The sequence below is a fragment of the Phaeodactylibacter sp. genome (assembly GCF_040219495.1).
Classification (GTDB): Bacteria; Bacteroidota; Bacteroidia; order Chitinophagales; family Saprospiraceae; genus Phaeodactylibacter.
In genome coordinates this window covers 1-13,626 of record NZ_JAVJSK010000093.1, presented here as the reverse complement: position 1 = coordinate 13,626, position 13,626 = coordinate 1, and the positions used below count along the sequence as shown (strand labels likewise).

The following is a 13,626-nucleotide window of genomic DNA, read 5'->3' as shown; positions in this document are numbered from 1 at the left end:
CTAGGCTATAATTATACCTATCTGGCTAACACTTTTTCGGAGGTCAAAGGCATCACCATTCAACAGTACATCATCAAACATAAAATTGAAAAGGTGAAAGAACTTTTGCTGTATGACGAGCTCAACATCACCGAGATTTCCTACCGGTTACATTACAGCAGTGTGGCCCATTTGTCTAATCAGTTCAAAAAAGTGACCGGGCTTAGCCCCACCTACTACAAAAAACTGGGGCAGCGGCGCAAAAAAAACCTGGAAGACCTCTAGCACGCCCTTGAAACATGTGATATATGTAACTTAATCCTAGAAATGTACAACCCTTCGTGTGTGAAATGTTTTCACATTTGTAGTGCTGGAGAGGTTTATCTGTAGTATTAAAAGGAAAAGGTCATGTAACGTTCAACACGGTTGCCATTTCTTCCTATCGCAAGTCAATCATTTTCGAACCCCTTTCAACCCTTGTGGCTAATTTGATCCGTCAGATATGCTTCAGGCAAACGAGGGGGGAATAGCTCGATTTAATGATGCCCTTTAAGCATTATTAAGGAAAGATTTAAAGCCCATGTTATGAAGCTATATATCAAGTACATGGTCAGTCTACGGTGCAAAATGGTGGTTAGGGAAGAACTGAAGAAGCTAGGCTTGCACTACGTTATCGTTACTTTGGGCATGGTTGAAATATTAGAGGACATTACAGAAGAGCAGAAGCGTCAGCTGAATGAAAATTTGCGTAGATCAGGGTTGGAACTGTTGGATGACAAGAAAAGTATCCTGATTGAGAAAATCAAGAGTGTCATTGTAGAAATGATCCACTATGCCGATGAAGTTCCAAAAGTAAACTATTCTGAATACATAAGCGATAAGCTAGGCTATAATTATACCTATCTGGCTAACACTTTTTCGGAGGTCAAAGGCATCACCATTCAACAGTACATCATCAAACATAAAATTGAAAAGGTGAAAGAACTTTTGCTGTATGACGAACTCAACATCACTGAGATTTCCTACCGGTTACATTACAGCAGTGTGGCCCATTTGTCTAATCAGTTCAAAAAAGTGACCGGGCTTAGCCCTACCTTCTACAAAAAGCTGGGGCAGCGGCGCAAAAAAAACCTGGAAGACCTCTGATCACGTTCTCGAAACGTGTGATACATGTAACTGAAATCCTGATATGCATAACGCTTTAGGCTTGAGATACTCCCACCTTTGCACTGTTGTAGAGGTTTATCTGCAACACTAAAAGGAAAAGATTATGCAACATTCAAAAGAAACGGTTAAGGGCGAGAAAAAACAAGAATCCTTCAAAATGACGGGCGATTGGAAAAATCTATCCAAACAAATGAAGGCGAAGTATGATCAGCTTACAGATTCAGATTTGAAATTTGAAACAGGTAAAGAAAACGATCTGCTCAAAAGAATCGAATCCAGGCTACATAAAAGCCGCGAAGAGGTGGTCAGTATCATCAGGAAACTTCAGCCTGTAAAAGCTTAAGCAGCTTTAAAAACCTGATGGGCTTTGCTTTTGACAGGCCCGTTACGGTCAGGTCTTAGAGATGCTAAGATAGCATCCCTTAAGGTATGTTCCTATCAGGTTTTAACGCTGTTTAGCAGAACTATTCTAGGTGATATAAGCAAGTGTGATGACTGAGCGTTCCCTAAAACACCAAATGAGTATTCATTCTACATTACGCTTCAGTAACGGCCTAACGAACCGATTGTCACCTGCTATTATCATCCCATGCTACGCTGATAGAGGGGGGGAATCCCCCTTTATCAGTGTTTTAATGCAGTGCCATTATGAACCACAACGGGCCGCACATGCTGGAAGACTTCGCAGAAGTTACACCCTTGTAACCCTGGCAACACCACGGGAGATCGACTTCGGAGAAGTCGCACGTTATATCCAGCCGAGGAGAAATGCTCCTTCTGATTATCTCAGAATACGCCGCTTTTCATACTTGGCAGAGCACTAGTGCCTCAAGCCATAAATCCTTGACACCCCAAGTTTCGTTCTTTTCCGCCTACTCTTCGCCTTGATTAGTCGAAAAATAACTTCAACTTAAGTATCAGAGATCTATGACTTGAGGCACTAGATTGACAAATAGCAACAAACGCCAAACCGGCTCAAATAAAAAAACGCGCGTTGGATTCCTGTCTCATTGCAGGGGCCAACGCGCGTTTTTCATACCCTATGCTTCGAACTTACCTGAAGTTTCGCTCATGGTATTGCAATAGTCGGGGGGGCGATTGCTGCAAGAAGTTCAACGCCTTCAGCCTTACCGTACGAGCATGACCCCGCCTTCCCGTTCCACATCCAATTCCTGACCGCAGTAAAACACCTTACCCTTGAGGTGGTACACATACAAACCAGTATTCATTAGGCTGCCTTTGAAAATGCCGTCCCAACCCAGTAGCGGGTCATTACTTTCAAACAGCTGATTGCCCCAGCGGTCAAAGACCATTAGCTTGAAGGACTGCCACTCCAGGCCCGGTGCCGGGTAAGCCTGGAAGGTATCGTTATTGCCGTCCTCGTTGGGGGAGAAGGCGGTGGGCAGGTAAAGGAAAGCCGCTTCGTCCACCCTTGGAGCGGTGACGTTGAAGTTCAGCGTCATTACCTCACAGGCGTTGCTGAGGGTCAGTTGGTAAGTGCCGGCAGTATCGAATTGCGCCATCGGGCCGCTTTCTCCATTGCTCCAGTTGTAGGAAAGCTCTGATTCTGCACCGGAGAGCACGACGGCATCAACCGTAGTCAATGGTGTTTCGCAATCGCCGGGCTGAATATCGAGTTCGGCCTGCAGCGGTGGCAAGGCTTCAACGGTCGCCATGAGCGTAGCCGTGCAACCGTTGCTGGTGTTGGCAACAGTCACGCTGTAATCGCCTGCGCTCAGGTCGCTGAATGCCGGGTCGCTCTGCGTAGGGAAACCTTGCAGGGTGAAGGTCAGTGGTTGCTGGGAGCTGTCCTGAACTACCAATGCTCCTGTACTGCCTTCCGGGCAACTGGGCGTTGTGGTTGCTGTGGGCACGGGAGCGGATAGTTCTTCCACCCGCACCAGCACAACAGAATCGCACCCTTCGCTATTGGTCAGTTCCAGCTGCAGGGAATCGCCCGGGCTGAGGGATTGCCCTTCAAAATCAACGGTCGTTCCGGTACAGGCTTCGAGATTGATGGTGGTGAAGCTGGGGTCGGCTGTGCCCACTTCCACAAAAACCAAAGAGTCGCACCCGGCAGCGCTCTGGAAAGTGAATACCGTGTCCTGCCCCGCCTGAAGCTCGGTACCATTGTAATCAATACTCGCCCCTTCACAGGCAGATAGGGCGATGTTGGTCTCCAGAGCTTCCACTGCCTCCACCTCCACTGTAACCATGGAGTCACACCCATTGGCGTTGATAAAGGTAAAGTTTGCGGTCTCGCCTGCCGGGATGGTTGTGCCTTCGTACACGTAGTCAGTACCCGTACAGGCTTGCACCTGCAGGGTGGAATCAGTGGGCAGGAGGGTTTCCACGACCACGGTGACCACGGAGTCGCACCCATTCGCATTGGTAAAGTTGAAGTCCTGCTGCGTACCAGCGATGACTGGCGTGCCGAGATAGTCCACACTTTCGCCGGGACAAGCCGCCAGCATGAGCGTAGAATCGGTAGGCATCAGCGTTTCCACGACCACAGTGACTACGGAGTCGCAGCCGTTAGCATTGGTGAAGGTGAAGTCCTGCTGCGTTCCCGCCAGCACAGGCGTACCGAGGTAGTCTGCGCTTTCGCCCTCACAAGCGGCGAGATTGATTGTAGAATCCGTAGGCAATAGCGTTTCCACGACCACAGTGACCACGGAGTCGCAGCCATTGGCATTGGTGAAGGTGAAGTTCTGCTGCGTTCCCGCCAGCACAGGCGTACCGAGGTAGTCTGCGCTTTCGCCCTGGCATGCCGCGAGATTGAGCGTAGAATCGGTGGGCAGTAGCGTTTCAACAACCACCGTGACTATGGAGTCGCAGCCATTGGTATTGGGAAAGTTGAAGTCCTGTTGTGTTCCCGCCGGCACCGGCGTACCCAGATAGTCCACATTTTCCCCCTCACAAGCGGCGAGGGTAAGTGTGGAATCCGTAGGCAATAGCGTTTCCACGACCACAGTGACGACGGAGTCGCACCCATTAATATTGGTGAAGGTGAAGTCTTGTTGCGTCCCGGCGGGTACTGGTGTACCGAGGTAGTCTGCGCTTTGGCCCTCACAAGCGGCGAGATTGATTGTGGAATCGGTGGGCAGGAGGACTCCGACGACTACAGTGACCACGGAGTCGCAGCCGTTAGCATTGGTGAAGGTGAAGTCTTGTTGCGTCCCGGCGGGTACTGGTGTACCGAGATAGTCTGCGCTTTGGCCTTGACAAGCCGCGAGATTGATCGTAGAATCGGTAGGCAATAGCGTTTCCACGACCACAGTGACGACGGAGTCACAGCCATTGGCATTGGTGAAGGTGAAGTCCTGCTGCGTCCCTGCGGGTATAGGCGTCCCGAGATAGTCCGCGCTTTCACCCTCACAAGCCGCGAGATCGATCGTAGAATCGGTGGGCAGTAGCGTTTCAACAACCACCGTGACTATGGAGTCGCATCCATTGGTATTGGGAAAGGTGAAGTCTTGTTGTGTTCCCGCCGGCACCGGCGTACCCAGATAGTCCACATTTTCCCCCTCACAAGCGGCGAGGGTAAGTGTGGAATCCGTAGGCAATAGCGTTGCCACCACCACCGTCAATATGGAATCACAACCTGCAACATTAGTAAGCATAAAATCCTGCTGTGTACCGGCCGGGATAAGCGTGCCCTGATAGTCGAAAGCTTCATTCTCGCAAGCGTTGGCCTGCAGGGTGGCAGCTGTGGGCTGTAGTATGTCAATAGAAACCTGCACCAGGCTGTCACAGCCCCAAAAGCTACTCAGCGCACTTTCCAGAACGGTATCCTGCACATAGGTTACCCCTTCGTAAACTACCGAGTCACAGCCGGCAAAGCTAAAGTTGGTGGTGTCAGGGGTGCAATTCACCTGCAGCAGCCAGTCGGCGGGGAAGGCAAGGAAACAGCCAAAGGTGGTGGTGTCAATTTCGGTGTAAACCGGTACTAATTCCTGTGGCAACTGAGTGGTATCGAGCTGTAGTTGATAGCCACCTGCCGGTAGATTGGGGAAGGTGTAACCATTGGGGGCATTCGCTATAGCGCTGTTCAGCAGGCTGTTGTTTTGCAATAGGTCAATGACGGCTCCGCTGTAGAGCGTATCTGCTGCGTCAATGATGCCATTATCGTTGACATCGATATACACCTGCCCCTCCAGCTGGCTTAACCCGTCGAAGAGTTCCAGTTGTAAGGGCTCGGAGGACAGGGCACAGCCATTTTCAGCAACCATGTCCAGCCAGTAGCTGCCACTTTCGGTGGCGATCAGCTCGGGGACAGTGGAGGAGGTTGCCCCCAGTGGCATGCCTTCAAATACCCACTGATAGGTATTGATGCCGGGGATTTCGGGCAGGCAAAGGGTGTCCGGGCGGCAGCGGCTGTAGCAGCCATTGGGCACCAGTGAAATATCCGGGCCGGGCTCAATCTGCAGGGTGTTGCTTTCGCTTTCGCATCCGAAACCGTTAGTGGCCATCACGATGTAGCGCCCGGGCTGATCGGTTTGCATGACGGGACCGGTAACGCCATTGCTCCAGCGGTAGGAGAGGGCAGGGTCAGGGCTGTCCACTGTAAAGGTGACCAGGGTGCCTTCACACACAAAACCACCGGGCGATTGGCTGATCTGCACTTCCGGCGCCGGATTGACAATCACCGTAAATGGGCCTTCCACGTTGGTGCAACCGGAAGCGGTTTCGGTCACGGTAACATCATAAGTATAAGTGCCGGCAGTAAGCAAGTTGCCCCGGTCATCGGAGAATTCTATGGCGACCGCACCGGTGCCGTTGGACCAGGTGTAGGAATAGTCGGGATTTCCCAGGGTTTCCAGAAATACATCATTGCCCTCACAAACTTCCAGGGTGTCGTAGTCGTACCCAAGGGGTTGGCCCAGTTCGTTGTAAATCACCGCCCGGATGGTGTCTTCGGGGGCAGGGCGGAAGGCTAGTTCCACCGGGTCAGGTGTATAAGTGCAGCCATTCGCATTGGTAACGGTAACATCGTAGATACCGGTTTGAATAACGAGGAGGCTGTCCCCGGTCCCGCCGTTGCTCCACGCCCAGGAAATGCCGCCCGGAGGTGCTGTAAGTACGGCCGTATCCCCCGCACAAAATTGAGTGCCATTCGAGCTAATCATACCGCTCAGATTATTGGGCAGAATGGTCACCGTTTCCACGAAAGTGCTGTCGCAGCCGAAGCGCCCGATGGCAGTTAGGGAGACGGTGTAGGTGCCTGGCGCTTCAAAGCGGTGGTAGGCGATGGTCCCTTCGGCTTCGTTAGCCTCCGCGCTGGCCGGGTCGCCGAAGCTCCAGAAAAGTTCTGTGACATCAGGCCCTGCATCGGCTTCAAATTGTACGGCTTCGTCGGCACAACTTACGGCGGGCTGCGGGAAAGCTACCTCGGGCAAGCCTTTGACAGTGACCGGCCGGCTGAAGGTAGACGTGCAGCCATTGCTCGTGATGGTCAGGGTGGCAGTGTATACGCCCGGAGCGGTGTAGAAATGCTGGGGATCAGGCAGGTTGGAAACGTTGTTCGGGCTGGCGGGGTCACCAAAATCCCAGGCCCAGCTATCGATCGTTGCCCCGTCAATAAAACGAGACCGGTCGGTGAAGGTCGTGGGCTCGCCTGCACAAACGGTGTCAGCATTGAAATGGGCGACCGCATAGACCGTGTCGGGGCGGTAGAAAGAGCAGGTGGTTGCTTGTCCTGTACCGGGGTCCGTAAATTCTCCAATAAATAATATCCGGTAGAAGCCGGGGCTGGAGAAGACATGGCTGGTTTGCAGGGTGCCAAAGGATACATTCCCCGGGCCACTGCCGGGATCGTCAAAGTTCCAGACGGCAGTGCCTGGGATATAATTGGCAGACACGATGGCTTCGTAGCTGCGGTCGTTGCAGTCGCCATTGCTCATTTGCTGCAGGTCAATGGTGCCGGCACAGCCCGGGCTGTTCGGAAAAATGCCGCCGCCAATGCCGCCGCAGTCGAGCACGGAAATGGTGTTAGAAAGGTCTGTACACCCGTTCTGATCGGTCACACTCACCTGGTAATCCCCGAAGTCGGTTGCGGTGTACTGCGCGCTGTTGGCTCCTACAGGGTTGCCGTCCTGTAGCCACTGGAAAGTATACCCGGCTTCGGTATCGGTAGCATACAGGCGGGTGGAGGGGGTAAGGTTGCAAAAGCCATTGGGGTCGGGCGTGGAAATGCTGACTTCCGGTGCCTCATGCCCCCGGATCAGGAACAAAGTATCTTCAGCACAGCCGTTGAAGTCCGTGACTACCGTCCGGTAGAAGCCCGGGCCCAGGTCCGGGGTGTTGTTTAGGGAGACGATATTGCCCAGCTCATCCAGCCAGAGGTAATTATCGAAAGGGGTAGTGGTCTGAATGGTGGCGGTTTCCTCCGGGCAAAGGACATCGGGGTGGTCAACCACCGGCTCCGGTAAGCCATAGACGGCCACCTGAAGGAGGGCGATCTGATCACAGGCTTCCATTGTAAGAGTGGCAAAGCCAGTGTAGTGCCAGCTGACAATAATATCCGCACTGCCATTTTCATTGATGATAGTGCCAGCGCCGGCAGGGCTGATGCTCCAGTTGTAGTCCAGCCCTTCGATATCCGCTACGCTGTAAGAGGTGATTTCCTGATTGCAGGTTTCGTCCGGCCCGCTGATTTGAAGCTCCGGGAGGGTATCCAAAGCGATAAGCGTGTCGGGAGAAGTGCAGCCTAGTACGCTTTCCTGGCGCACGCTGATTTCGTAGGGTGGGGTAGGGCCAAAGCTTACATTGACCGGGTTGCCAGTACGGGTGGAAAGGGCCCCCCCATCGTTGATGGTCCAGAAAAAGCGGGCGCCGTTCAGGTCGGATGCCGCCTCGTAGGTGTAAACCTGGCCCGGGCAAATCTGCCGGGCGCCCTGTATGTCTTCAATCGCAGGCACTGCCGGCAGTACTCTGAGTACGGCGGAGGCCTGCATCAGGCAGTACCCGCTTCCGGTTTCGGGCGTAGCGGTCACCTCGTAGAGCCCATCTGTAAAGTCGAGGGGGAGCGACCAGGTACCGGTAACGCTGTTGTTGACCGAAACAGTATCGCCGGTGGCATTTTGGAGCACCCAGGTGGAAAGGGCGGGGCTGCCGCTGGGGATGCTCAGGGCATCAATGGCTATAGTATCGCCGGCACAAGCTTCCAAAGGCGCTTCTATCAAAAGCCCGGGGGTGATGCGTACCGGAAGGGTGTCAGCAGCCACGCAGCCCAGGTAGCAATTGTCGAGCTCCACGGCGACCCACTGTGGCTGATTGGACAGGAAATTGGCCCATTCCACCACGATTTCGTTGGTGCCCTGCCCTTCCAGGATGGTGCCAAGAGAGCTGGCCGACCACGTCATGGCGGTGCCTTCGTATGGAGCGATGCTGTACACGCTGGTTGCTGCCCGGCAGACATTGGTCGCGCCGCTGATGGCAATGGTGTCATCCAGAATGGGGACCTGGGCTTCAAAGACACTGGTGCAGCTGCCGGGGTCGGGGCAATCGCTCACTTCCAGTTGCACGGTGCCTGCGGGCCCTTCGTTCCATTCCACACTGATGAAGTCATCCTGTGGGCCGCCACCGTCGATAATGGTGCCGTTTCCGATGATATTCCAGGTGTAAGTGCTGCAATCGGTTGCCGCCTCGTAGGTGCCAATTTGCCCGGCGCAGAGCGTGCCCACACAGTCTACAATCGGCACTTCCCCTTCTTCCACTACGATGGTTAGGCGGTTTTCATCCACGCATTCACATTCATTGAAAGCCGAAAGGGTAGCGGTGTAGGTGCCCGGCAGTTCGTACCGGTGGCTGGGCTGGCCCCCGGAAGAGGTGTTCCCATCACCGAAGGACCAAAAGAAAGATTCGGCGGCCTGGCTGTTGTTGAGGAACTGTATGGATTGCCCCTGACAGACAAAAAGGGTGTCGCCACTGGCTTCGGGCAGGGTTTTGAATTCAGCGGTAGGGATTTCCAGGACTTCAGCGCAGGTGAACACTTGTTGCGTTATTCCACAGGAACCGTTGACGAGCAGGGAAAGGCTGCCAAAGCCAGCGTCCTCCCAGGTGACTTCTACATGGTTGCCAAAGATGGCAAAGTCATCGCTGCCGCTGACCTGTACGGACTCAATGGTGAAAGTGCTATCTGTTAAGGCATAAGTGACGGTACTGCCGGCGCAGACTTTCTCACAGTCCTGCGTGCCGCCCGGGGTATTAGGGCCGGGATTGGCAGCGGGGCAAATGGCCGCCGCATTAGAGGTGATCTCTGGTACAGGCAGTGTGGCACTTATAATGCCAGAACACGAAGTGAAGTCTCCGCAGGGCGGGATGTCGAGACCAAAGCACTGGATTTCGAATTCATACGTGCCAGGACCATCCAGGATACTTCCATTGCTGGAGCTGCCATCAAATATCGTCAGCAGGAAATTGCTTTCATCGTAGTTTTGCAGGTCACCGGTAAGCAGCTGAAAGGGGCTGAGCTCCACCTGACAGGCACTGTTGGTTTCAAAAAGGGTAACAGGTGCAAACGGAATGCATTCAAGATCATTGTTTTGTGCAATGAGTTGAATCCACAAACTCAAAAGAGGAAGCAGCAGTACAAAGCCCTTTTTCATGGGGGTGTATTTTGAGATTATGAAAGCGGCCACAGGGTTCACCGAGCCACCGAAAACCGGTGGTTGGCCAGGTTAAGCAAAAGAACAGGGCTTAGCTTTTTAGCGTTGAAATGGGCAACCTGGCTGGTCGCTTTATTCTTCAAAGGTTTCCAGTGCCTCAAACAGGTCATCCAGTTCATCAAAGGATTTATAGCCCACTTTTTCCTCTTCGCCCCCCTGTACGCTGATACCCGCTGTGGCAGTGGTTTCCAGTACTTCTTCTACCTGCCCGGCAGGGAAGTCAGCACTTAGCAAGATAGGGAATTCTTCGCAAAGTTCCTGAAGCTGGCCCAGTGCATTGGACTGAATATCAGCCCATTTGAGGTTGTTTTTGGCAAAGTCGAGCACAAAGTACTGCACCTGGTCTTCGTTAGCCTTCATCTGGGTGGCTATAGCATCGAGCTCGCTCAGGTCCTGCACCACCATTTCCTGAATGACGGGCACTTCTGCTTTGTGCAGGGCTTTGAGGGTTTGCAGGTCGGCGAACATGCCCACCTGTACGGCATCGAGCTTGAGCATATCAACGGCGCCCAGGATTTCATCGGTGGCCTGCAGGTTGAATTCGCCGAGTATTTTCACGCCGTCCACCCATTCGCGGATGGCCTCCATATTGGCAGGGGGGATGTAGTCTGCGGCTCCGGTATCGAGGTTGAAGCCGAGCCACTCCACTTCCCAGGCGGCAAAATAACGGGCATCAGTAAGGTTGGTCACGGCGCTGGCCTTTACTTTTGTCTTTAGCATAAACTATAATGGGTGTTGCTTGTCAATATAAATGCTCAACTGCTGATATAAATAAACAGCATGCTCACTCTGCAAAGTTATAGAATTGAAATGTGAACCATGGCACAGCCTTCTTATTATACTTTGGTATTCGCTGTGACCCGGGAGATTCCACCTGGGCGGGTAAGCACGTATGGCGCGATTGCCGATTTCCTGGCCCTGGGCTCCGCCCGTATGGTTGGCTGGGCGCTGAACAACAGCTTCCACGAGGAAGGCATTCCGGCCCACCGGGTGGTCAACCGTAAGGGCGAGCTGACCGGGCGGAATCACTTTCCCACACCCACGTTAATGCAGGAGCGGCTGGAGGCAGAAGGCATCCGGGTGGAAGCAAACCGCGTGGCGGACTTCGACGAGGTGTTTTGGCACCCTAAAGCCCTGGGTATGGACTATGAAGTGAAGGTTGATTAAAAGGTTGAAACCCAAAACTTAAACTAAGCGAGATGATGAAACAGCTGTTGTTACTTCTGGCTGTCACACTGGCTGGTGTAATAAGTGTTCAGGCACAAAATGCACCAACTGGCGTATGGAAAACCATTGACGATGAGACCGGCGAGGCCAAGTCGCATGTGGAGATTTACCAGGATGGCGGAAAATACCACGGGAAAATCACCAAGCTTCTGCTATATCCTCAGAACCAAGTCTGCGAAGCTTGCACGGGCAGCCGAAAAGGGAAAAAGCTGGTGGGTATGGTTATTATCGATGACCTTGAGCCCTACAAGGATTACTGGAAGAATGGCACCATTATGGACCCGGAAGCGGGCAGCGAGTATGGCTGTTCGGTATGGTTTGAAGAAGGTAAGCCGAATGAATTAAAGGTGCGCGGTAAGCACTGGACCGGGGTTTACCGCACGCAAACCTGGTACCGGGTGAAGTAAGCTCAGCGCTTCAGGAGCTTTTGGTGGTGCAGCACTGAAAAAAACAAATTTAAAGGGCAATATGTAGCCCTTTTCTTTAGTTTAATAGGTGATTTTATCAAACGTATCCACATCAAATTATTCTATGAAGCAAAGCTTTACATCCAACCATCTCGTCCGATACCTCTACAATGAGGTGACGGTATCAGAACGGCTCGGCCTTGAGGAGGCACTCACTCGGGAATTCGGGCTATTTGAGGAATACAGCGAGCTTAAGGCCGCTCACAGAGCGCTGCCGAAGGTGACGTTCAGCCCCTCGAAAACAACACTTCAGCGCGTGCTGGAGTATAGTAGTGAACGAGCTGCCCTGGAAAGCTCACATTGAGCACCGGTTGATCCACTACTTATGGAGCCCCTGACTTTCTTATGATGGTCAGGGGCTTCTGTATTTTCCTCCTTCCTCTCTTTGAATCCCTGCCCGGTTTGCCTAACTTGAGGCTCGCCCTGCAGCCGCTTTGCAGTGGCGGTCTTTCAAATAAATTGTAGCGTTTGTTTGCTTTTTATAAACGAAGTGTTTATTTTTGTTGGGCATTCAAACAAAATCTTGATAAAACCACACGAAATGGCAGACGTCAACAAGGACCGGGAAGCTAAACTGAAAGCACTTCAGCTGACAGTAGACCGGATAGAGAAAACCTACGGGAAGGGCTCAATCATGCGCCTCGGTGACGATAACGTTATCGAAGTAGATGCCATTCCTTCCGGCTCTTTGAGCCTCGATATCGCGCTCGGCGTAAATGGATTCCCCCGCGGGCGTATCGTTGAAATTTACGGGCCGGAGTCTTCTGGTAAGACAACCCTGGCTATTCACGCTATTGCAGAGTGCCAGAAGCAGGGCGGTATCGCCGCATTTATTGATGCAGAGCATGCATTCGACCGTACCTATGCAAAGGCGTTGGGCGTCGATACTGAAAACCTCCTCATTGCTCAGCCGGATAATGGCGAACAGGCACTGGAAATCACCGAAAACCTTATCCGCTCAGGGGCTATCGATATCATCGTGGTCGACTCCGTCGCCGCATTGGTGCCTCGTAGTGAAATCGAAGGGGAAATGGGCGATTCCAAAATGGGCCTTCAGGCACGGCTCATGTCTCAGGCGATGCGTAAACTGACGGGCACAATCGGCCGGACCGGCTGCTGCTGTGTCTTTATCAATCAGCTGCGGGAGAAAATCGGCGTCATGTTCGGTAACCCGGAAACCACTACCGGTGGTAATGCACTGAAGTTTTATGCCTCTATGCGCCTCGATATCCGTCGTTCCGGTTCCGCAATCAAGGACAAGGAGGGCAACGTAGTCGGTAACCACGTGAAAGTGAAGGTGGTGAAGAATAAACTCGCGCCCCCCTTCCGCATCGCAGAGTTCGATATCATGTACGGAGAGGGCATCTCTAAAGTAGGTGAAATCGTCGATCTTGGTGTCGACCACGATATCATACAGAAAAGTGGTGCCTGGTATAGCTACGATACGGCTAAAATCGCTCAGGGCCGTGAAGCGGCTAAGCAATTTATGATGGATAACCCGGAAGTCGCGGTTGAAATTGAGCAGAAGGTCAAAAATAAAATCACCGGCGTAGCGGAAGAGCCTGATAGTGATGCGGATGATAAGTCTAAATCCAATGGCAAAGGTAAAGCCGTGAAAGTCAGTGAAGATTAGCATCTGTGAATGGCAAAACCTGAAAGGGTAGACCGGTGCATGCTTGAGCGCTCGTTGGGGTTTACTTTTGGCAAGAGCAGTCTGAAGTACGAAACCAAGAGTGGAGCCAAACCAGCAAGCACTACTAGACTTCGGAGAAGTTGCGTGTTCTCCCCAGCAAAGGCGAAGCCCTTTCTGCTCATCTCTGGCTACCCAGCTTTTTATACTTGACAAAGCACTGTTGCTCTGTCAAGTATCGATGACGAATAGGACAGATTGCTTAGAGCGTGTTGGGACTTTTGTCTTCTAGTCGAAAACTAACAATTTTTTGGTTAGACGAGGCACGAAAACCGGAGTTTAGCCTTACAGGCTGACCGAAAACTGGTTATGAGAAACAGATAAAAATTGCTATAATGTGTACTATGGCAACATTTAAAAAATATGAGCCCGGGCAGCAGCACGGGGTAGTGATCGATGTAGGAAGCTATTTATCGCCGGGCCACTT

At 52.4% G+C, this 13,626-nt stretch carries 8 protein-coding genes; 6 read left to right on the top strand and 2 right to left on the bottom strand.

Annotated elements, in window-relative coordinates; translation table 11 throughout:
• The 3 genes from RIC19_RS14300 to RIC19_RS14290 form a co-directional block, all read left to right on the top strand.
• Window positions 1-264: helix-turn-helix domain-containing protein (locus tag RIC19_RS14300; RefSeq protein ID WP_350179012.1), on the top strand; the 264-nt coding region annotated here is incomplete at its 5' end.
• Between the two features lie 300 nt (window positions 265-564).
• Window positions 565-1,125 carry a helix-turn-helix domain-containing protein gene (locus RIC19_RS14295; protein WP_350179011.1) on the top strand — a complete coding sequence of 187 codons (561 nt, stop codon included), beginning with the start codon at window positions 565-567 and terminating at the stop codon, window positions 1,123-1,125.
• A gap of 124 nt (window positions 1,126-1,249) precedes the next feature.
• Window positions 1,250-1,489, top strand: coding sequence for a hypothetical protein (locus RIC19_RS14290; RefSeq protein ID WP_350179010.1), 240 nt, complete (start codon window positions 1,250-1,252; stop codon window positions 1,487-1,489).
• A 784-nt stretch (window positions 1,490-2,273) separates the two neighbouring features.
• On the opposite strand, the gene RIC19_RS14285 is transcribed toward RIC19_RS14290, so the two are convergent.
• Window positions 2,274-9,755: a PKD domain-containing protein gene (locus RIC19_RS14285; protein WP_350179009.1), complete on the bottom strand. Its 7,482-nt coding sequence runs from the start codon at window positions 9,753-9,755 to the stop codon at window positions 2,274-2,276.
• Between the two features lie 132 nt (window positions 9,756-9,887).
• Window positions 9,888-10,535, bottom strand: a complete 648-nt coding sequence (trpF, locus tag RIC19_RS14280; protein WP_350179008.1) for a phosphoribosylanthranilate isomerase — start codon at window positions 10,533-10,535, stop codon at window positions 9,888-9,890.
• Window positions 10,536-10,634: 99 nt separating this feature from the next.
• Here trpF and RIC19_RS14275 point away from each other — a divergent pair, with 99 nt between their 5' ends.
• The 3 genes from RIC19_RS14275 to recA all read left to right on the top strand — a co-directional run bounded on the left by RIC19_RS14275 (window position 10,635) and on the right by recA (window position 13,142).
• The gene (locus tag RIC19_RS14275; protein ID WP_350179007.1) at window positions 10,635-10,982 is read left to right on the top strand and encodes an MGMT family protein; all 348 of its coding nucleotides are present in this window, start codon (window positions 10,635-10,637) and stop codon (window positions 10,980-10,982) included.
• Window positions 10,983-11,014: 32 nt separating this feature from the next.
• Window positions 11,015-11,449 (top strand): DUF2147 domain-containing protein, encoded by a 435-nt coding sequence (locus tag RIC19_RS14270; RefSeq protein ID WP_350179006.1) that lies wholly within the window; start codon window positions 11,015-11,017, stop codon window positions 11,447-11,449.
• Window positions 11,450-12,050: 601 nt separating this feature from the next.
• Window positions 12,051-13,142 carry a recombinase RecA gene (gene recA / locus RIC19_RS14265; protein ID WP_350179005.1) on the top strand — a complete coding sequence of 364 codons (1,092 nt, stop codon included), beginning with the start codon at window positions 12,051-12,053 and terminating at the stop codon, window positions 13,140-13,142.
• Window positions 13,143-13,626: the final 484 nt, after the last annotated feature.